Annotated in this window: 15 protein-coding genes and 1 pseudogene; 11 read left to right on the top strand and 5 right to left on the bottom strand. The window is 69.3% G+C overall.

Features of this window, described 5'->3' with window-relative positions; translation table 11 throughout:
• Positions 1-387: 387 nt before the first annotated feature.
• From QRN67_RS07680 to QRN67_RS07640, 9 genes and pseudogenes are all read left to right on the top strand, one after another.
• Positions 388-1,377, top strand: coding sequence for a LysR family transcriptional regulator (locus QRN67_RS07680; RefSeq protein ID WP_285411316.1), 990 nt, complete (start codon positions 388-390; stop codon positions 1,375-1,377).
• The gene (locus QRN67_RS07675) at positions 1,374-2,867 is read left to right on the top strand and encodes a SidA/IucD/PvdA family monooxygenase (RefSeq protein WP_503010882.1); all 1,494 of its coding nucleotides are present in this window, start codon (positions 1,374-1,376) and stop codon (positions 2,865-2,867) included. Before QRN67_RS07680 ends, QRN67_RS07675 begins: the two co-directional genes overlap by 4 nt.
• Positions 2,864-3,838 carry an ABC transporter permease gene (locus QRN67_RS07670; RefSeq protein WP_081267699.1) on the top strand — a complete coding sequence of 325 codons (975 nt, stop codon included), beginning with the start codon at positions 2,864-2,866 and terminating at the stop codon, positions 3,836-3,838. Before QRN67_RS07675 ends, QRN67_RS07670 begins: the two co-directional genes overlap by 4 nt.
• A complete protein-coding gene (locus QRN67_RS07665; RefSeq protein WP_081267698.1) occupies positions 3,835-4,734 on the top strand; it encodes an ABC transporter permease in 900 nt (299 codons plus the stop codon). The genes QRN67_RS07670 and QRN67_RS07665 overlap by 4 nt, the downstream gene beginning before the upstream one ends.
• A pseudogene (locus QRN67_RS07660) lies at positions 4,731-5,720 on the top strand (ABC transporter ATP-binding protein); the annotation flags it as partial. The gene QRN67_RS07665 and the pseudogene QRN67_RS07660, both read left to right, overlap by 4 nt.
• A gap of 60 nt (positions 5,721-5,780) precedes the next feature.
• Positions 5,781-6,794: an ABC transporter ATP-binding protein gene (locus QRN67_RS07655; protein WP_503010881.1), complete on the top strand. Its 1,014-nt coding sequence runs from the start codon at positions 5,781-5,783 to the stop codon at positions 6,792-6,794.
• A 34-nt stretch (positions 6,795-6,828) separates the two neighbouring features.
• Positions 6,829-8,406 carry an ABC transporter substrate-binding protein gene (locus QRN67_RS07650; RefSeq protein ID WP_285411314.1) on the top strand — a complete coding sequence of 526 codons (1,578 nt, stop codon included), beginning with the start codon at positions 6,829-6,831 and terminating at the stop codon, positions 8,404-8,406.
• A gap of 10 nt (positions 8,407-8,416) precedes the next feature.
• The gene (locus tag QRN67_RS07645; RefSeq protein ID WP_285411313.1) at positions 8,417-9,739 is read left to right on the top strand and encodes an acyl-CoA thioester hydrolase/BAAT C-terminal domain-containing protein; all 1,323 of its coding nucleotides are present in this window, start codon (positions 8,417-8,419) and stop codon (positions 9,737-9,739) included.
• Positions 9,732-10,904: a CMD domain-containing protein gene (locus QRN67_RS07640; protein ID WP_285411312.1), complete on the top strand. Its 1,173-nt coding sequence runs from the start codon at positions 9,732-9,734 to the stop codon at positions 10,902-10,904. The genes QRN67_RS07645 and QRN67_RS07640 overlap by 8 nt, the downstream gene beginning before the upstream one ends.
• 36 nt (positions 10,905-10,940) lie before the next feature.
• On the opposite strand, the gene QRN67_RS07635 is transcribed toward QRN67_RS07640, so the two are convergent.
• Genes QRN67_RS07635 through QRN67_RS07625 form a run of 3 tightly spaced genes read right to left on the bottom strand, consistent with a single transcriptional unit; the run spans position 10,941 to position 16,575 of the window.
• Positions 10,941-14,015: an efflux RND transporter permease subunit gene (locus QRN67_RS07635; RefSeq protein WP_285411311.1), complete on the bottom strand. Its 3,075-nt coding sequence runs from the start codon at positions 14,013-14,015 to the stop codon at positions 10,941-10,943.
• A complete protein-coding gene (locus tag QRN67_RS07630; protein WP_285411310.1) occupies positions 14,012-15,130 on the bottom strand; it encodes an efflux RND transporter periplasmic adaptor subunit in 1,119 nt (372 codons plus the stop codon). The genes QRN67_RS07635 and QRN67_RS07630 overlap by 4 nt, the downstream gene beginning before the upstream one ends.
• Positions 15,127-16,575 (bottom strand): efflux transporter outer membrane subunit, encoded by a 1,449-nt coding sequence (locus QRN67_RS07625; protein WP_285411309.1) that lies wholly within the window; start codon positions 16,573-16,575, stop codon positions 15,127-15,129. The genes QRN67_RS07630 and QRN67_RS07625 overlap by 4 nt, the downstream gene beginning before the upstream one ends.
• A gap of 124 nt (positions 16,576-16,699) precedes the next feature.
• Between QRN67_RS07625 and QRN67_RS07620 the strand changes: the two genes are divergently transcribed.
• Together QRN67_RS07620 and QRN67_RS07615 are read left to right on the top strand one after the other, a co-directional pair.
• Positions 16,700-17,395: a response regulator transcription factor gene (locus QRN67_RS07620; protein WP_285411308.1), complete on the top strand. Its 696-nt coding sequence runs from the start codon at positions 16,700-16,702 to the stop codon at positions 17,393-17,395.
• Positions 17,396-17,401: 6 nt separating this feature from the next.
• The gene (locus QRN67_RS07615) at positions 17,402-18,433 is read left to right on the top strand and encodes a HAMP domain-containing sensor histidine kinase (RefSeq protein WP_285411307.1); all 1,032 of its coding nucleotides are present in this window, start codon (positions 17,402-17,404) and stop codon (positions 18,431-18,433) included.
• A gap of 15 nt (positions 18,434-18,448) precedes the next feature.
• Here QRN67_RS07615 and QRN67_RS07610 read toward each other — a convergent pair whose 3' ends face one another.
• Together QRN67_RS07610 and adeC are read right to left on the bottom strand one after the other, a co-directional pair.
• On the bottom strand, positions 18,449-19,093 hold the full coding sequence (locus QRN67_RS07610) for an SGNH/GDSL hydrolase family protein (protein ID WP_285411306.1): 645 nt from the start codon (positions 19,091-19,093) through the stop codon (positions 18,449-18,451).
• Positions 19,094-19,283: 190 nt separating this feature from the next.
• Positions 19,284-20,744: an AdeC/AdeK/OprM family multidrug efflux complex outer membrane factor gene (gene adeC / locus QRN67_RS07605; protein WP_285411305.1), complete on the bottom strand. Its 1,461-nt coding sequence runs from the start codon at positions 20,742-20,744 to the stop codon at positions 19,284-19,286.
• Positions 20,745-20,747 lie beyond the last annotated feature (3 nt).

The raw sequence follows: 20,747 nt of genomic DNA, 5'->3' as shown, positions 1-20,747 counted from the left end.
TCGAAACTCTGGAGCTACCGGAGCCGAAAGTGTCGGCCGTGGCGGCCGTCAACGGAGTGTGGTGGGGGGTCATGCGCTTTGCTTTCCGAATGACGGCGCCCGCAAAAAAGGGGGGAGAAAGAACGCCGTGTCTGGGAATCAAAGTTACCGGCACGAAGTCCCGGAATCAATTAAGGACCGCGTCGGATCTTTACGCTGCGCGAAACGATTCATCGCCAACCGACACCAGATTTCGGAAAACAGGCTCGCTCACGAAGTCACGCACCGTCTCGATGAGGCACTTTCGAATCCGCCGCTTAGAAACCCCGCATCTAAGCTCATGCGGATGAAGTATTTGCAATTCACATGCTAAATGCTTCATGATGATGAAAATGGATACTGAATCCCATGGAACTCCGGCAGCTTGAAGCCTTCGCCGCCGTCATGTCGACCGGCAGCGTCACGGGCGCCGCCCGGCTGCTGGCGCGCTCGCAGCCGGCGGTGTCGCGCCTGGTGCAGGAACTCGAAGCCGAGATCGGCTATGCGTTGTTCACCCGCCACGGACCCCGGGTGGCGCCGACGGAGCAGGGTTTCCTGCTCTATGAAGATGTAGACCGCGCCCTCGGCAGCCTGCAGCAGATCCACTTGCGCGCGGCCGAGATCGCGCGCGGCAATGCCCAGCCGCTGCTGCTGGCCGCCACCTCCGCGCTGGCGCTCGGGCTGCTGCCGCGGGCATTGCGGCAAATGGAGGCGCAGGCCGGCACCATGCCCATCCAGCTGCGCAGTGCCTCGGCCGAACAGGTCGTGCACGCGGTGCTCAGCGGCGCGGCGCAGCTCGGCGCGAGCAGCCTGCCGCTGGAGCACCGCGGGCTGGAAGTGCACTGGATCGGACAGATGCCCTGCGTGGCCGTGCTGCCGCAGGACGATCCGCTGGCGGCGCTCGACGTCGTGCCGCTGGAGGCGCTGGCGCAGCGCCGCATCATCACGATGAGCAACCCGTTCCGCCTGCGCCACCGGCTCGACGCCACGCTGGCGCGCGCCGGCCATTCGCCGGCGCGGCGCGACGCGCTGATCGAGACCAATTCTTCGGTCAACGCCCAGGCGCTGGCGCGCGCCGGGCTCGGCGTGGCCGTGCTGGAGCCGCTGACCGCCTGCGGCGCGCCGCTCGAAGGCCTGGCCGTGCGGCCGCTGGATACCGACATTCCCTTCGTCTTCGGTGTGGTCACGCCGCAGGCCAAGCCGATCACGGCGCCGGTGCGCGCGCTGATCGATGCCCTGCTGGCCGCCGCCAGCGAGCTGCCGCATTTCGTGCAGCACGACGTGTCGGCGCACGCGGCGCTGCTGCGCACCCTGTACGGCGGCGGCGATGCCGCCGCGGACGAAGAAAGCATTTCCTGAAAGCCCCTGTGACGAACGTACCCCTCGGCCTTCCCGCGCTCGAAGTGCGCCTGCGGCAAGACCTGTCGTGGCTCGGCCTGCCCGCAAAACGCTGGGTGCCCCCCAACCCGGCGCACGGCGATGCGCTGCTGGACGTCGCCATCGTCGGCGGCGGCATGGCGGGCCTCGCGCTGCTCGCGACGCTCAAGCACCTGGGCGTGCACGCCCGCATCTACGACCGCTCGCCGGCCGGATTCGAAGGCCCCTGGGCCACCACCGCGCGCATGGAAACGCTGCGCTCGCCCAAGGAGCTCACCGGCCCCGCGCTGGGCCTGCCGGCGCTGACCTTCCGCGCCTGGTTCGAGGCGCAGTGGGGCCTGGCGGCCTGGGACGCGCTCGACAAGATCCCGCGCCTGCAATGGGCCGAGTACCTGCGCTGGTACCGCCGCGTGCTCGACCTCGACGTGCGCAACGAGCAGCAGGTGAGGGCGGTGCTGCCGCGCGCCGACGGCGTGGTGCAGCTCGACCTGGCCGATCTCGCCGCGGGCGGCGGGCACTACAGCGTGCAGGCGCGCCACGTCGTGCTCGCGACCGGCCGCGACGGCCTCGGCGGTGCCTGGGTGCCCGACTGGGCGGCTTCGCTGCCGCGCGATCGCTGGGCCCATTCGTCCGAACGCTGGGACGCCCAAAGCCTGCGCGGCAAGCGTGTCGCCGTGGTCGGCGGCGGCGCCTCGGCGATGGACGCCGCCGCGAGCGCGCTCGAAGCCGGTGCCGCGCGCGTCGACCTGCTGATCCGCCGCGCCGACCTGCCGCGCGTCAACAAGGGCAAGGGCGCGGGCAGTCCGGGCATGGTCCACGGCTTCTGGCAACTGCCCGACGAATGGAAGTGGCGCATCCGCCACTACATCAACGTGCAGCAGGTGCCGCCGCCGCACGGCAGCACGCTGCGTGTGTCGCGCCATGCGAACGCGCATTTCCAGCTCGGCACGCCGGTGCTCGGTGCCGCGCAGCGGCCCGACGGCGCTCTGCGGCTGGACACGGCCAAGGGCCCGCTGGCGGCCGACTTCGTCGTGTTCAGCACGGGTTTTCGCACCGACTGGGCGCTGCGGCCCGAGTTCGTCGCGTTCTCTTCGCAGGTGCGCGTCTGGCAGGACCGCTTCGCGCCGCCCGAAGGCATGGCCGACAGCGAGCTCGCCGAATCTCCCGACCTCGGGCCGCTGTTCGAGTTCCAGGAGAAGACGCCCGGCGCCTGCCCCGGGCTGGAGCGCGTGCACTGCTTCAACTATGCCGCCTCGCTCTCGCACGGCGCCGCGGCCGGCGACATCCCGCAGATCACCGACGGCGCGCAGCGCCTGGCACGCGGCCTCGCGGCCAGGCTGCTGGGCGAGGATGCCGGCCAGCACTTCGCCGCCATGCAGCGCTACGCCGAGCCCGAGCTCGACGGCGACGAATGGACGCCCTCGGAGCTGCCGCCGTACATCGAAGCCGGCGACCGCGAGGTGTCGCCATGACTGGCTGGCTCCTGCGCCGCGTGCTGCAGGCGCTGGGCGTCGTGGTGGCGATGACGGTGATCGTCTTCATCGGCCTGCATGCCATCGGCAACCCGATCGACATCCTCATCGGCGAGGACATGAACCAGCAGGAGCGCCTGGCCGCCATCGCGCGGCTCGGGCTCGACCAGCCGCTGTGGCGCCAGTACCTGGCCTTCGTCGACGGCGCGCTGCACGGCAGCCTGGGGCGCAGCTTCGTCTACCAGGAAGACGCCGTTCGCCTGATCCTGCAGCGCCTGCCGGCCACGATGGAGCTGGCCTTCGCGGCGCTGCTCATGGCCATCATGGTGGGCGTGCCGCTGGGGCTGTTCGCGGGCATGAAGCCCGAGCATCCGGTGTCGCGAACGCTGATGGCCACCAGCATCGTCGGCTTCTCGCTGCCGGCCTTCTGGGTCGCGCTGATGCTGATCATGGTGTTCAGCGTGCAGCTCGGCTGGCTCCCCGCGAGCGGACGCGGCGCCACGCGCGAGCTGTTCGGCGTGCAGTGGTCCTGGCTCACGCTCGACGGCTGGCAGCACCTGCTGCTGCCGGCCTTCAACCTGGCGCTTTTCAAGATCTCGCTGGTGCTGCGGCTCACGCGCGCCGGCGTGCGCGAGGTGCTGCCGCAGGACTACGTGAAGTTCGCGCGCGCCAAGGGCCTCACGCCCACGCGCGTGGTGCTGATGCACGTGATGCGCAACACCATGATCCCGCTGGTCACGGTGCTGGGGCTGGAACTGGGCGCGACCATCGCCTATGCGGTGGTCACCGAGAGCATCTTCGCCTGGCCGGGCGCCGGCAAGCTGATCCTCGACAGCATCAACTCGCTCGACCGCCCGGTGGTGGTGGCCTACCTGATGGTGGTGGTCGTGATCTTCGTGACGCTGAACCTCATCGTCGACCTGCTCTACAAGCTGCTCGACCCGCGCGTGCGGCTGGAGGGCGCGAAATGAGCGCAGTGAAAAGCTACGACGAGCGCTCCATCTGGTGGCGCGTGGCCGCCGACTTCCTGCATTCGCGCATCGCCGTCGGCGGGCTGGTGGTGCTGGGCATCGTGGTGCTGGCCGCGCTGCTCGCGCCGTGGATCACGCCGCAGAACCCCTACGACCTGCTGCAGCTCGACGTGCTCGACGCGCGCCTGCCGCCGGGCTCGCACAGCAGCGAGGGCGGCTACACCTACTGGCTCGGCACCGACGGGCAGGGCCGCGACCTGTACTCGGCCATCGTCTACGGGCTGCGCATCAGCCTGACGGTGGGCGTGGGCTCGGCGCTGATCGCCGCGGTGGTCGGCACGCTGGTCGGCCTCATTGCCGCCTATGCCGGCGGCAAGGTCGACGCGCTGCTGATGCGGCTGGTCGACCTGCTGCTGTCGTTTCCGACCATCCTGATGGCGCTGATGATCCTGGCCTACGTCGGCAAGGGCGTGGGCAACGTGATGCTCACGCTGGTGCTGCTGGAGTGGGCCTACTACGCGCGCACCGCCCGCGGCCAGGCGCTGGTCGAGGCGCGGCGCGAGTACGTGGACGCGGCGCAGGGGCAGGGCATTCCGCGCTGGCGCATCGTCACCGGCCACATCCTGCCGAACTGCCTGCCGCCGCTGCTGGTGATCGGCGCGCTGCAGATCGCGCGCGCCATCACGCTGGAGGCCACGCTGTCCTTCCTGGGGCTGGGCGTGCCGATCACCGAGCCGTCGCTGGGGCTGCTGATCTCCAACGGCTACCAATACCTGCTGTCCAACGAATACTGGATCAGCTTCTTCCCCGGCGTCGCCTTGCTGGCCGCCATCGTCGCGATCAACCTGGTCGGTGACCAGCTGCGCGACGTGCTCAACCCGAGGCTGCAGAAATGAGCGCCGTTCCCGTGCAAGACCTCGAGGTGCCGACGCTTGAGGTGCGCAACCTGCAGACGCGCTTCCACACGCGCGCCGGCGTGCTGCCGGTGGTCGACGGCGTGTCCTTCACGCTGGGGCGCGGCAAGGTGCTGGGCCTGGTGGGCGAGTCGGGCTCGGGCAAGTCGGTCACCGGCTTCTCGATCATGGGCCTGGTCGATCCGCCAGGAAAGGTCGAGGGCGGGCAGGTGCTGTTCCAGGGCCGCGAACTCACGCAGCTGGCGGCAACCGAGCGGCGCGAGCTGCGCGGCAACCGCATCGCGATGATCTTCCAGGATCCGATGGCCACGCTCAACCCGGTGCTGCGGGTCGACACCCAGATGATCGAGGCGGTGAAGGCGCACAAGCGCGTCTCCACCGAAGAGGCACGCCGCCATGCGCGCGACACGCTGAGGCTGATGGGCATCCCGAGCCCCGAGGAGCGGCTGCGCGCCTACCCGCACCAGCTCTCGGGCGGCATGCGCCAGCGCGTGGCAATCGCCATCGCGATGCTGCACGGCCCCGACCTGATCATCGCGGACGAGCCGACCACCGCACTGGACGTGACGATCCAGGCGCAGATCCTCTCCGAAGTGCAGAAACTGGTGCGCGACACCGGCACCTCTCTGATCTGGATCAGCCACGACCTCTCGGTGGTGGCGAGCCTGGCCGACGAGATCGCCGTGATGTATGCCGGTCGCATCGTCGAGCACGGCACGGTGGCCGACGTGCTCGACCATCCGCAGCATCCGTACACGCGCGGGCTGATCGACAGCCTGCCGAGTGCCAACGCGCGCGGGGCGCGGCTGCGCCAGATCCCGGGCATGACGCCGAGCCTGCTCGACATGCCGGCCGGCTGCGCCTTCGCGCCGCGCTGCCCGCATGCGGATGCGGCCTGCGAAACGCGGCCCGAGGTTTCGCGCCCGCGGCATGACGCGCCCTGGCACGAGGTGCGCTGCTTTCATCCGCAGCGCGACAAGCCCGTGCGCACGTCGCCGGCCGCGGTGCCCGCCGCGGCGCGCGCCCCCGTGCAGGACAACGATGTGCCGCTGGTCGAACTGCGCCGGGTCGCGCAGCGTTTCGGCGTCGCGCCGCCGCCCGGCGCTGTCGGCCGCGCGTTGCGCAGCGTCGGCATGAGCAAGCCGCCGGTGGTCACGCACGCGGTCGATGTAGTCGACCTGTCCGTGCGGCCCGGCGAGGTGGTCGGCCTGGTCGGCGAATCCGGCTGCGGCAAGTCGACGCTGGGCCGAATCGCCGCGGGCCTGCTGACACCGACGGAGGGTGAAGTGATCGTCGGCGGCAAGCCGGTGGCGAGCCTTTCGGCCGCAGAGCAGCTGGCGGCACGCCTGCGCATCCAGATGGTGTTCCAGGACCCGTATGCGAGCCTGAACCCGCGCCTGCGCGTCTCGCGCATCGTGGGCGAGGCGGCGCTGCTCCACGGGCTGACCGATGCGGCGGGGCAGGACGACTACGTGAGCGCCCAGCTGCAACGCGCCGGGCTCGACCCCGCGCTGCGCCATCGCTACCCGCACCAGTTCAGCGGCGGCCAGCGCCAGCGCATCGGCATTGCGCGGGCGCTCGCGGTGCAGCCTTCGATGCTGGTGTGCGACGAGGCGGTGGCGGCGCTGGACGTGTCGATCCAGGCGCAGATCCTCAACCTCTTCATGGACCTGCGCGACCAGCTCGGGCTGGCGTACCTCTTCATCAGCCACGACCTGGGCGTGATCGAGCATCTGTGCGACCGCGTGGTCGTGATGTACCTCGGCCGCGTGGTCGAAAGCGCGCCGGTGGCCGAGCTGTTCGCGCGGCCGGCCCATCCGTACACGCAGGCGCTGCTGGCCGAGATTCCGAGCATCGACGCGCGGCGCACCACCTTCAGCGCGATCCGCGGCGAGATCCCGAGCCCGATCGCGCCGCCCTCGGGCTGCCACTTTCATCCGCGGTGTCCCAAGGCGATGCCGCGCTGCCGCACCGAGGTGCCGCAGCTGCGCGGCATCGCGATCCGGCATGCCACGGCCTGCCACCTTTACGACACCAACTGACCTCCCGATTCACTGTCTTCGCCAAAGGATCTTCATGAACCGCCTGCTCCCCATCGCCGCCGCCGCACTGCTCGCCGCCGGCGCGCTGGCCTCCGTATCGGCCTCCGCCCAGACGCTGTCCATCGGCTTCGCCGACCCGATCTCATCGGTCGACCCCGAGCTCAACAACCACGCGGGCGACCGATCGCTTGCGCTGCATTTCTGGGACTCGATCATCAATTCGCGCGACGGCGGCAAGCTGGAGCCCGCGCTCGCGTCGAGCTGGAAGACGCTGGACGACAAGACCTGGGAATTCAAGCTGCGCACCGACATCAAGTGGCAGGACGGCACGCCCTTCACGGCCGACGACATCGTGTTCTCCTTCCAGCGCGCGCGCAACGTGCCGGGCAGCGTGGCCTCGTATTCGGGCGCGCTGCGCTCGGTGGAGTCCGCCACCGCCAAGGACCCGGCCACGCTGATCGTCAAGACCACCACGCCCAACCCGATGCTGCCGCTGGAGATCGCATCGATCTACATCGTGAGCAAGCATGTCGGCGAGAAGTCGAAGACCGAGGACTACAACGCGGGCCGCGCCGTGGTCGGCACCGGCCCCTACAAGTTCATCTCGTACGTGCCCGGCGACCGCACGGTGTTCGAGCGCAACCCCGGCTACTATGGCCCGAAGCCGCTGTGGGAGAAGGTCAACTACCGCTTCATCAACAACGGCGCGGCGCGCACGGCCGCGCTGCTGGCCGGCGACGTGGACGTGATCGACAAGGTCGCCGTGACCGACGTGGAGAAGCTGCGCAAGGACCCGAAGGTCAGCGTGTACACCTACCCGGGCCTGCGCGTGCTGCTGCTGCAACCCACCTTCAAGCCCGGCCCGAACGAGTTCATCACCGACAACGCAGGCAAGCCGCTCGAGAAGAACCCGCTGCTCGACGTGAAGGTGCGACAGGCGCTGTCGCTCTCGATCAACCGCAAGGCCATCGTCGACCGCGTGCTGCAGGGCACCGTGACCGAGGCCAACCAGTGGATGCCCAAGGGCAGCTTCGGCTACAACCCCGAAGTCAAGGACATCGCCTACAACCCCGAGCAGGCGAAGAAGCTGCTGGCAGAAGCCGGCTTCCCGCAGGGCTTCCAGATCGCGATCCACGTGCCCGGCGACCGCTACCCGCAGGCGCCCGAGACGGTGCAGGCCGTGGCGCAGTTCTGGAGCCGCATCGGCGTGAAGACCAAGGTCGAGGTGGTGCCGTGGGCCGTGTACTCGAGCCGCGCCAACAAGAACGAATATGCGGTCAGCGTGATCGCCTGGGGCAACGGCACGGGCGAAGCAGGCTACGGGCTGCTGCAGACGCTGACCACGCCCGACGCCAAGCGCGGCCGCGGCTCCAACAACTGGGGCCGCTACAGCAACGAGTCGGTCGACAAGGCGCTGGACGCCGCCACCGTCGAGTTCGATGCCAAGCGCCGCGAAGCCATCTTCCGCCACGCCGCCAAGCTGGTGACCGACGACGTCGGCCAGATCCCGCTCTACCACTACCAGAACATCTGGGCCGCGAAGAAGGGCCTGAAGGTGGTGCCGCTGCTGAGCGACCGCACGACGGCGATGCAGGTCACGCCGGTCAAGTGAGGGCGCGCGCATGTTGAGCATCACGCCCGAGGACGCGCTCATCGATGTGTCCCGGCGCATCGCGGTCGATGGCCTGGCGCCGGGCGAGCAGATCGAGATCGCCAGCTGCACGCAGCGTGGTGCCGGCGTGCCGTGGCGCGCGTCGGCGCGCTTCGTGGCCGACGCCGCGGGCACGGTCGACCTGCAGCGCGACGCGCCGATCGCCGGCAGCAGCTACGAAGGCGTGTCGGCGATGGGCCTCATCTGGTCCCAGGTGCCGGACACGCCCGGTGCGCGCGAGCAGTTCGGCGCCGTGCCGGGCGCGGCGCTGCGCACCGACATCGGCGTGCGCCGAAGCGGCGATGCGGCCGAAGAACTCCATGGCGGGTTCTTGCAGCGACTGGCCGGCGAGGGCGTGACCCGCCGCGATGTGCGCGAAGAGGGTTTGGTCGGCACGCTCTACCTGCCTGCGGGGCCGGGCCCGCATCCGGCCGTGATGATCCTCAACGGCTCCGGCGGCGGCATCAACGAGCCGCGCGCAGCGCTGTATGCCTCGCACGGCTACGCGGCCTTCGCGCTCGCCTACTTCAAGGCGCCGGGCCTCTCGGACTACATCTCGAACACCCGGCTCGAATACTTCGAGACAGCGCTGGCCTGGCTGCACCGCACGGTGCGCCCGGCGCACGGCTTCGTCGCGCTCAGCGGCCAGTCGCGCGGCGGAGAACTGGTGCTGCTGCTGGGCACGCTGTTTCCCGAATCGGTCTCGGCGGTGATCGGCTATGTGCCCGGCGCCGTGGTGCACTGCGCGCAGAACGCTTGCGATCCATCGCTCGGACGCGAAGGGCCCGCATGGCTCCTGCGCGGGCAGCCGCTGCCGCATGTGTGGGAAAACAACCGCACCGCGACCTGGGCGCCCTGGGACGAAGGCCCCGAGCCGCGCCGCCATGCCGACGCGCTGCTGACCGCGCTGCAAGACCCCGAGGCGGTCGAGCGCGCGCGCATCCGGGTCGAGCGCATCCGCGGCCCGGTGATGCTGCTGTCCGCGACGGACGACGGCTCCTGGCCGTCCAGCCTCTACAGCCGCATGGTGACCGAGCGCCTCGCGCAGTTCGGGCATCCGCACGCGGTGGCTCATCTCGATTTCGAAGGCGCGGGCCATTCGATCCTGTTCCCCTATGTGCCGACCACGCAGCTCGGCTATGCGCATCCGGTGTCGGGCCGGCGCAGCACCTCGGGCGGCACGCCCGCGAACAACGCGCATGCGGACGAGGCTTCCTGGCAGGGCGTGCTGCGCTTTCTGCAGCAGGCCGTGGCCGCGCGCACCACATCTTCCGGAGACACCACCCATGACTGACTCACAGATTTCCCCCGACCTCGTCGACGCTTGCGTGCCGCTCGCCGAGGGCAGCGCCGTGCATGCGGTGCGCCACCAGCGCGACAAGGTGGCCGCCGCCACCCAGGGCAGCTACGAGGCCCTGTTCGATCCGGCACTGTCGGGCCCGCCGCTGGTCGAGCGGCTGCTTGCGGCCCATGCCATCGCGCGCAGCGCGGGCAGCGTCGCGCTGCAGGCGCACTACCGCGCGCGGCTCGATGCGCTGGCGCCGCTGAGCGCGACGCAGCAGGCCGCCGCCGACGGCGCCCCGGTCGAATCGCTCGGCGCGGATGCGCGGCTGCAGGCCGTGCTCGCGTTCACGCGCACGCTGACCGATCACCCGGTCGAGGGCGATCGCGAGGCCCTGCTCAAGCTGCCGGCCGCCGGCTTGGCGACGCCCGAGGTCGTGGCGCTGGCGCAGCTGATCGCCTTCGTCGCCTACCAGGTTCGCGTGGTCGCCGGCCTGCAGGCGCTGGCCGCGCTCGGCGGCGACAGCGCCGCAGCGGCCGTGGAAGAGAACACGGCCCCCTTCGTCCACCCGGCCAACCTGCCGCCGCCGGGCGAGCCGCTGCGCATCAACGGCTACACCAGCGAGACGCTGGGCTGGAAGGCCTGGCTGCCGGTGATCGACCTGACGCAGGCCTCCGCCGAACAGGTGCAGGTGCTGGACGCCAGTCACCCGAAGGCGCGCAGCTCCGACTACTACCTGCTGCTGGTGCACCAGCCGCGCATCCTGCAGGAGCGCGCCACGGTGTTCAACGCCATCATGTACGCGCCCGGCGGCCTGTCGCGCGCGGAGCGCGAACTGGCGAGCGCGGTGGTGTCGCGCATCAACGGCTGCGTGTACTGCGCCTCGGTGCACGCGCAGCGCTTCGAGCAGCTGGCCAAGCGCAACGACGTGATCGCACAGGTCTTCACCGACCCGCAGGGCGCGGGCACCACGCCGCGCGAACGCGCCATCGTGAACCTGTCGATCGAGCTCACGCGCAGCCCGGCCGGCTTCGGTGCGGAGCAACTGCGCGCCGTGCGCGCCGCCGGCCTCACCGATCTCGAGATCCTGGACACCATCCACGCGGTGGCGATCTTCGCGTGGGCCAACCGGCTGATGCTCAACCTCGGCGAGCCGGTGTTTCCACTGCGCGACTGACACGCTCTCGGCCAGGGCGCACCGCTCATCGGTGGTCTACGCGGCCGATTGCCTTTGCGGCAGCCGCCGGCGCAGCGACTGCAGCAGGTCGTCCACATAGGTGAAAACCACGGGAACCACCAGAAGGCTCAGCACGGTCGAGGTGATCAGGCCGCCGATGACCACGATCGCCATCGGCTGCCGGAAGCTGGGCTCCGCGCCGAGGCCGAGGGCGTTGGGCAGCATGCCGGCGCCCATGGCGATGGTCGTCATGACGATCGGACGCGCCCGCTTGTGGCAAGCGTCGATCACCGCCTCCAGACGCGTCATTCCGCGCTGCCGCCTCGCGAGGATCGCGTACTCGACCAGCAGGATCGAGTTCTTGGTCACGATGCCCATGAGCATCAGCACGCCGATGACCACCGGCATCGAGAACGACTGGTTCGTGAGCCACAGCGCGCCAAACGCGCCGCCCAGGGCGAGCGGCAGCGCGCAGAGAATGGTGGCGGGTTGCATGAAGTCGTGAAACAGCAGCACGAGCACCGCATAGATGCAGAACACCCCGATCGCCATCGCCGTGCCGAAGCTCGTGAACAGCTCGGCCATGCGCTGCAACTCGCCTTGCTCCACGACGCGCACGCCCGCGGGCAGCGACTTGAAGGCCGGCAGGGCCATGGCCTCTTGCTGCACTTCGCCGAGCGCACGCCCGTTGAGCTCCACGCTCAGGGTCACGTTGCGGGAACGGTCCAGTCGGTCGATCTGCGAAGGGCCGCTGCCCATGGCCACGTCCGCCACCGAGCCGAGGCTGACCGCGCCGTCATCTCCCTTGACGCGCAGCTGGGCGATCGCATCCATGTCGGCGCGCACCGAGGCATCCATGCGCACGCGAATCGCGATCTGGCGCTCGGGCAGATTCAGCTTGGGCAGCGCCGTCGAGTAGTCGCCGTAGGTCGCCAGTCGCACGGCGTCCGCGAGCGCCTCGGACGTGACGCCCAGGGCGGCGGCGCGCGCATAGTCCGGACGCACCTGAACCTCCGGGCGCTGCAACGCCGCGCTCGACGTCACGTTGCCGACATTCCTCAAGGTACGGAGCTGCTGCTCCGCCTGCTTGGCGGCCTTGTCGAGCGTGTCGGCATCGTCGCCGGCGAGCGTGATCTCCAGCGTCGATCCGTTGCTGCTGCCGCTGACGGTCACACGCACGCCGGGAATGGTCTTCAACCGGTCGCGAATCTTCGACTCGACCTGGGACTGCTTGAGCGTGCGGTCCCCGCGGTCCACCAGGTCCACCGTGAGCGTGGAACTGGTGACGTCGGTCGTGGCCGTCGCGCCCATGCCGCTTCCGGTGCTGGCCGTCCCGGCGGCGACGAAGACGGAGCGCACCTCGGGTATCTCGCCGAGCATCTGCTGCGCCTGCCGGCTGACGGCGACGGTCTGCTCCAGCGTGGCGTCGGGCCCGAGCTTGAGTGTCACCGTGCTCTGCGCCTTGTCCTGCGCGGGCATGAAAGCGGTCGGGATCGACAGCGCCAGCCCGATCGAAAGCACCAGGAAGAGCAGCGCGGCCGCGGCGGTGGATTTGCGATGCTGAAGGACGCCGCGTACCCACGCCAGGTAGCGCGTCATCGTGGGGCCGTCCGTCGATGCGTTGTGCAGATGGGCGGCCTTGGGCTTGAGCAGGTAGGCGGCCATCATCGGCGTGAGCAGGCGCGCCACCAGCAGCGATGCGAGCACCGCGACCGAGGCGGTCACGCCGAACTGCCGGAAGAACTTGCCCGGAATGCCGCCCATGAAGGCCGTCGGCAGGAACACCGCCACCAGCGTGAACGTCGTGGCGATCACCGCCAGGCCGATCTCGTCCGCGGCCTCCATCGCCGCCTGGTAGGGCGTCTTTCCCATCAGCAGATGCCGCTCGATGTTCTCGATTTCCACGATCGCATCGTCCACCAGCACGCCGATGACCAGGGAAAGCGAGAGGAGCGTGACGGTGTTGAGCGAGTAACCCGCCAGCGCCATGAAAGCGAAGGCCGGTGCGATGGACAACGGAAGCGCGGCCGCTGCGATCCAGGTCGCGCGCATGTCGCGCAGGAACCATCCCACCACCAGAACCGCGAGCACGGCGCCTTCGAGCAGCAGCTCCATGGAGCCCTGGTAGTTCTCCTGGATCGGCGTGACGGTATTGCTGGCCTCGACGACCCTTGCCTCGGGATGCGCGGCGGAAAACTTCTTCAGCGCCTCGCGGATATCGTTGGCGACGCCGACGTCCGAGAATCCCCGGGAACGCGTGACCTGGAACCCGATCACCTTCTTGCCGTCGCGAAACGCCATGGTCGTGCGCTCGGCATTCGCATCGCTGATGCGCGCAATCTGGTCGAGCCGCACATAGCGGCCGTCGCCCAGCGACAGCGTGATGGCCGCGACTTCGGCGGCCGACCCCACCGTGGCCAGGGTGCGGCTCGACTGCTTCTGGCCGCCCACGAAGGTTTCCCCGCCCGAGGCTTCCTTCTGCGTCGCCTTGAGCCTCGTGGACACATCGGAAGGCGTGACACCCAGGCCCGCCATCAACCGCGCATCGAGATCGACGTGGACTTCGCGGCTGACGCCCCCCACCCGCGACACGGAACCGACGCCCTTGACGGCCAGCAGGCTCTTGGTGACCTGGTTGTCGACGAACCAGGACAGGTCTTTCTCATCCATCGTCTTCGATTCGATGGTGTAGGTGAGCAGCGCGCTGCTGGCCGTGGTCAGCTTGGAGACCGTCGGCGACGCCATGCTGGCCGGAAGGTCGGCCTTGGCGCTGTCGACCGCGTTGCGGACTTCATTGAGCGCTTCCTCCGAGTTCTTGTCGATCTCGAAGCTGACGCTGATGCTCACCAGGCCGTCGGTGATGGTCGTGGTGATGTGGTCGAGCCGGCTCAGCGACGCGAGCTTGTCCTCGATCTTGCGCGCAACCTCCGTCTCGAGCTGTGCCGGCGCGGCGCCTTCGAGCGAAGCGGAGACCTGGATGGTCGGCAGGTCGGTGTCGGGAAAATCCTGGATCTGCAGCGTCCTGAAGCCGATCAGCCCCAGCACCGTGAGCAGGATGAAGGTCAGGATGGCGGGGACCGGATTGCGGATCGACCAGGACGAGATATTCATCGCTTGGCCTCCGGTTGCTTCACCGTCACCTGCACACCGTCGGACAGGAATGCGCCGCCGCTGGCAACCACTTGCGCGTCAGCGGGCAGTTTCGACAGCAGCTCGACCCGGTCGTCCTGGCGCCGGCCCGTCGCCACGGCCTGCGCGGAGACTTTGCTGCTCCCATCCACGAGATAGACATAGGCGCGCCCGTCGCGCATCACGATCGCCGATTGCGGAAGCGTCACGGCCGGCGCATTGCCCAGCCTGACCAGGCCGCTGGCGAACATGCCTGCGCGCGCAGTGCTGCCGCCGTTCAGGCTGACGTACACCGTGGCGCGCCCGGTGGTCGTCGACAAGGTGGGCGCCGCCATGCGCACGGTGCCCTCGACGCGCTCTGCGTTGAGCAGCGTCAGCTCGGCCTTCTGGCCGGCTTGCACCGAGGCGAGCTCGCGGGCATCGAATTCGGGCCGCCACTCGAGCCGGCCCTGCCGCACGAGGCGGAAGAGTTCGGTGCCGGCGCTCACCACATTGCCGACCACGCCGGTTTTCGACGACACCACGCCGTCATCGGCAGCCAGTACGCGCGTCTGCGTGAGCTTGAGCTTCACGCTGTCGAGGTCTGCCTGGGAGGACTGAAGGGTCGCGCGCGCCGAGTCCTCCGTGATGCGGTACTCCTCGATCTGCTGCGCGGAGAGCGACCCCGTCGTGCCGACGACCTTCGCCCGCCGCACATTCGCGCTGGCTTGCTCGAGGCTGCTGCGCGACTGCGCGACCACCGCTTCCTGCTTGCGCAGGTCGACCCGCAGGCCTTCGTCCGCCAGACGCGCGAGCACCTGGCCGCGCCGCACGGTGGCACCGACATCCACCATCAACTCGGCGATGCGGTAGCCGCCGGTCTCGGGGCTCACGATGATCTCCTGCCATGCCGTCACGGGGCCGCTGCCCTGCAGGGTCCGGGGCCAGACCCGGTTGTCGGGCGTCACGACCTCGACCGTCATCGCGCTGGCAGGCGCGCTCGGCGCAAGCGCCCGGGTCGGCGGCCGCAGAAGCAGCATCGCGCCGCCGACAGCCAGGAGAAGGACCACGGCGACGGCGGCGCCGCGGCGAAGCTTGGGTTTCGATGTGATGTTCATGGCGTTCTCGTCTTTTCATCGGCCAGCGCTCCGGGCGACACGGCCGGCGTGCCGGGCTGCCATCCGCCGCCGACGGCCTTGTAGAGGGCGATCCAGTACTGGACGCGGTTCTGCTGCAGCGTGATCTCGGTGATCTCCGCCGACAGCGCCGAGCGCCGGGCCTCCTCCAGCGAGAGAAGGCTGGCGCGCCCCGCGCGCCAGTTGGTCTCGGAAGACAGGAAGTAGCTGCGGTACTCGCGCGCGGCCTTCTCCGCCTGATCCGCCCGCAGGGCGGCGCCGTTGAGGTTCGTGAGGGCTTCTTCCACGTCCCGCACCACGGTGCGCACACCTTGCCGATAGGCGGCGAGTGCAGACGTATAGCTGGCGCGCGCCGTATCGACCGCGGCATCGAGCTTGCCGCCGTCGAACAGCGGTATCGAGAGCGACGGTCCGAACGACCAGAGCGTGGCCGGCGAGGCCAGGCTGCTTGCCGACACGCTGACCGATCCGCTGAGCGAAAGGCTCGGATACAGATCCGCCTGCGCCGCGCCGATCTCCGCGCCGGTGGCGGCCACCTCGCGCTCGAGCGAGGCCAGGTCGGGGCGCCGCCGCAGCACCTGCGCGGGCACCGCCTGCACCTGCAGGTCGGCCGGCCGCGGCACGGGGTCGTCCCCGCCTGTGATCAGCCGCCGCAGCGACGGCTCGTCGCTGCCGGTGAGATAGACCAGCGACTTGACCAGGATGTCGCACTGCGTGTTCTGCTGCAGAAGACTCGACTGCGCGCTTGCAAGGCTCGCACGCGCCAGGGCGCCGTCCGACGGCGCGGTGAAGCCGGCCTGCACGGCGGCCTCCGTCGCCTTCTCGGTGGTGGCCGTCGAGGCTGCCTCGCGTTGGTACGCGTCCGCGAGCAACACGCATGCGCGGTACTGCACATAGGTGTCGGCAACCTCCGCCGCGAGCGAGACGCGCGCATCGTGCCAGTCGGCGGCGCGTGCCTCGATGCGCGCCTCGGATGCTTCCGTGTTGCGGCGGACCTTGCCGAACAGGTCCAGCTCCCACGAGGCATCGAAGCCGGCGCTGCGCGAGGTGCCGGTGGCCGTGGACTCGCCCGACTGCAACTGGTTGCTGCGCGAGGCCGATGCGCTGCCAGTCACGCTGGGCCGGGCCTGCGCGCGCGTGCTGCGCAGGGTGGCGCGTGCCTTCTCTATGCTGGCCCAGGCCTTCGTGAGGGAGGGGCTGTCTCGCTCGGCCATCTCGACCAGGCGGGCGACACGTGTGTCGTCGAACTGCTGCCACCATTGCCGCAGGTCGCCGGTGCGCCCGCCGTGCGGCAATTCGGACTGCCATGAAGGCGGTGCCTGCGGTTGTGGCGGGCCTTCGAGGCGGCCTGTGGCGCAGGCGGCCAGGCCCCAGGCCAGGCAGACGGCCAGCGGGGTGACGAAGAGGGAGCGCAGCGGTGTGGTCATCAGATCTTCTTCCTCCACCGAGGTTAGAAGCGCCCCCTGTTGGCTGCGGTCAACCAGCGTTAAGCTGGGTAAATATCGGCGCCTGCCTGACGAGCCTCTGCCGGATCGGCGCCATACTCCGCCCATGCACAGGGTTCTGCTTGTCGACGACGACGTCGACCTCACATCGATGTTGTCGCTCTACATCTCCCGCGAGGGTTTCGATGTGCGTGTGGTCCATGACGGCGAGGCGGGCGTGAACGAGGCGTTGCGCGGCAGCTATGCGCTCGTGGTGCTGGACATCATGATGCCGCGCCTGTCCGGCATCGAAGCGCTGCGCCGGATCCGCTCCACGAGCAACGTGCCGGTGCTCATGCTCACGGCGCGCGGCGACAACGTCGACAAGATCGTCGGCCTCAACATGGGCGCGGACGACTACGTTCCCAAGCCATGCACGCCCGGCGAACTGGTGGCGCGCATCCATGCGATCCTGCGGCGCACCGAAAGCCGCAACCGGCCCGAAGGCGCGAACGCCGCGCTGATGCTGACGGCCGGCGCACTCACGCTCTGGCCCGGCACGCGCCAGGCCGCCTGGCAGGGTGCGCCGCTGGAGCTGACGGGCACCGAATTCAACCTGCTGGAAGTCCTGGTGCGCCATGCGGGGCAGCTGATCAGCAAGCAGGACATCTCCCTGGCCGCCTTCGACCGGCCGCTCACGCGCTTCGATCGCCGCATCGATGTGCACATCAGCAGCATCCGCCAGAAGATGGGCACGCGCGACGACGGCCGTTCGTGGATCCAGAGCGTGCGCGGCCTCGGCTACCAGCTGCTCAAGGACTGAACGTCCATGGCCCGGCCCACGCGCCTGTTCCGCAAGCTGTTGCTGGTGCTGTCGAGCTGCATGATCTCGAGCATCGGGTTGACGGCGCTCTATCTTTGGCTCATCGGCGCGGTGCCGCCGCCCAGCGATCCGGTGCCCAAGGTGAGCGGGATTCCCGTCGTTCCCGCGATGATCGCCGTGCTGGCCAGCCTGGTCTTCGGCGGCTTCCTGGCCTGGTATCTCTCCCGGCCGCTCCAGCACCTGCGCTGGGGGCTCCAGCGCATGGCGCAAGGGCACCTCGATACGCGCGTCGAACCGCTCATGAAAGGGCGCCGCGACGAGATCACCGATCTGGCGCACGACATCGACGGCATGGCGGCGCAGCTGCAGGCGCTGATCGCCGCGCGCGACCGCCTGCTGCACGACATCTCGCATGAGCTGCGTTCACCGCTGTCGCGCATCCAGGCGGCCATAGGGCTGCTCGAGCAGGATTCCTCGCAGGTGGGTGCCATGGTCGAGCGCGTCGAGCGCGAGACCCGGCGCCTGGACGCGCTGATCGACGAAATGCTCACGCTGCACCGGCTGACGGCATCGGCCCCCGTCTCGCGCAGCGCGGTCGATGTGATCGAGCTGCTGCACGACATCGTGGCCGACGCCGACTTCGAGGGAAGCGCGACGAACCGCTCGGTGAGCATCGAGGCGCCCGAGCACTTCGTCGCCCAGGTGGACGGCGAACTGATCTACCGCGCCTTCGAGAACGTGATTCGCAATGCCGTGAAGCACACGGCGCAGGGAAGCACGGTGGAGGTGCGCGCGAGCCTGCGCACGGAGGGCAGCTTGCTGGAGGTGGTGATCAGCGACCACGGGCCGGGCGTGCCGCCGCACATGCTCGAAGCGATCTTCGTGCCGTTCGTGCGGATCGACCGCCGCGAGGTCGATCGTGGTGTCGGGCTGGGCCTGGCCATCGCGCGCAGCGCGGTGCTGGCCCATGACGGCACGATCGAGGCATCGCTCGCCGACAACGGCGGCCTGCGCATCAGGATCGAACTGCCGCGCTGAAGTGCGCGTGGCGCCTCACACGCATTCGGGGGCCAGGTGGTCCAGCACCTTGACCAGGCGCTCGACGAGCCGAGTCGAGTAGATCTGCGAGGGATGGAGAATGTCCGCCATCTCGCCGCGACGCATCGGCACGCTGCCCCAGTCGGCAAACGGCACTGCGAGATCACCCGCCAGTCGCCGAACCGTCGCGTCGCCTCGTGCACGCACGTCGGCACCGGCGAGCGTCTGCGACAGGCCCGTCAAGACCACGTCGCGCCCCTCGGCCCTGGATTGGTTGACCATGGCGCGCAGCGCCGGCTCCAGGGGCAAGTTCTGCATCGCGTCATTGAGCCCATGCTGGATGACCACGATGCGGCTCGAACGTGCTTCGCTTGCGAATGCCGCCGACCGTGCGCTGGCTGTTTCCCCGCTCACGGAATGATCGATCACCCGGTATCTGGGACGCATCCGGCGCAGAGCGGCCGCCGGGCTTTCATCGAGCCGCCGGTCGCCCAGGAAACCGCCATGAAGGATGGAGTCGCCATAGAGCTCGACACTGCATGCGCCTTGGGGCGCCGCAGCACGCGCCACGGCACGGCTTGCCGGCGACACGCCGCTGCTCTTGACGTGGTCTTCCGAGGGGACCACGGGGGCTTGCGCGCAACCGGTGGCCAGCGCCATGCCCAAGATGCGGGCGATCGTTCCGAACCGGCCGGCTCGCCGAGGCGGAACGTGGATGAGATCAGGCATTCCCTGAGGCTAGGGGCCAAAGAAGGAGAAAAAATGGAGACTTCGTGCCGGTCAGCAGCTGAAGCGGCAGGGGATGTGCCGCGCCATGCGATGGATGCGCGGAGATTCCAGGCGCGTCGATTCAGGAGGCGTTGTCCGAACGCTTCGCGGCCACGGGCGTGTTGGTGGTCTCGACCCATCCACCGCCCAGCGTCTTGTAGAAAGTCACCAGGTTGGTGAAGCGCGACAGGCGCGTGCCGATCAGGTCCTGCTGGGCGGTATAGAGCGAGCGCTGCGAATCGAGCACGCTCAGGTAGCTGTCCACGCCGCGGCTGAAGCGCGCCTGCGACAGGCGATAGCTGTTCGCCGTCGCGTTCACCAGCGACTGCTGTGCATCGAGCTGGCGCCCGAGCGTGTTGCGTTGCGCCAGCGCGTCCGACACTTCGCGGAATGCCGTCTGGATGGCCTTTTCGTATTGCGCCACCGAGATGTCCCGGCTCACCGTGGCGATCTTGAGGTTGGCGCGGTTGGTGCCGCCGTCGAAGATCGGCAGCGTGATCTGCGGCGCGAAGCTCCAGCTGCCCGAGCCGCCCTTGAACAGGCCCGACAGTTCGCTGCTCGACGTGCCCGCCGAGGCCGTGAGGCTGATGCGCGGATAGAAGGCTGCGCGCGCCGCGCCGATGTAGGCATTGGCCGCCTTGAGGTCGCGCTCGGCCTGCAGGATGTCGGGGCGGCGCTGCAACAGGTCCGAGGGCAGGCCCGGCGGGATGGAGGCCAGCGGGCTGGCCTCGGCCGTCGCCCCGTCGGGGAGCGCGCGCGGCAGGAGTTCGTCGGGCACTTCGGCGCCCACGAGCAGCACCAGCGCATTGCGGTCCTGCGCGACCTGCGAGGTGTAGCGTTCGACATCCACGCGCGCGCTGTCCACGCTGGTCTGTGCCTGGCTCAGCGTGAGGGCCGAAGCCGCACCCAGTTCGAAGCTGCGCTGGTTGAGCCGGTAGGAGTCGCCCTGGCTGCGCAGCGTGTCGCCTGCAAGTGCCAGCCGGTCCTGGTCGGCGGCGAGGGTGAGATAGGCGGTCGCCACCTCGGCCACCAGGCTGATCTGCGTGCTGCGGCGCGCCTCGGCCGTGGAGAGGAACTGCTGCAGCGCCTGCGCGCTCAGGCTGCGCACACGACCGAAGAGGTCGATCTCATAGGCGCTGAATCCGAGCGACGCGCTGTACTGGCGCGCAGTGAGCGCCTCGCCGGTGGACGACAGGTCGGCAGGGGTGCGGCTGCCGCTGCCGCCAGCGCTGGCATTGACGGTGGGAAAGAGCGCCGCGTCCTGCACGCGGTACTGGGCACGCGCTTTCTCGATGTTCAGCACCGCCACGCGCAGGTCGCGGTTGTTGGCAAGACTCATCTCGATCACGCGCTGCAGCGATGGATCGGTGAAGACGTCGCGCCAGCCAAGATCGGACACTGGCGTGGATGCCGGGTCGGCGGGACCCGTGTCGCCGGCGAATTTGCCGGCCACGGGGGCGGCGGGCTGCTGGTAGGCAGGCATCAGGCTGCAGCCGGCCATCAGGACTGCGAGCGCGAGGGGCGCTAGACGGAATGGTTTCATGGC

Origin of the sequence: Variovorax sp. efr-133-TYG-130 (assembly GCF_030208835.1) — a bacterium.
Classification (GTDB): Bacteria; Pseudomonadota; Gammaproteobacteria; order Burkholderiales; family Burkholderiaceae_C; genus Variovorax.
This window is presented reverse-complemented; position numbering and strand designations above follow the sequence as displayed.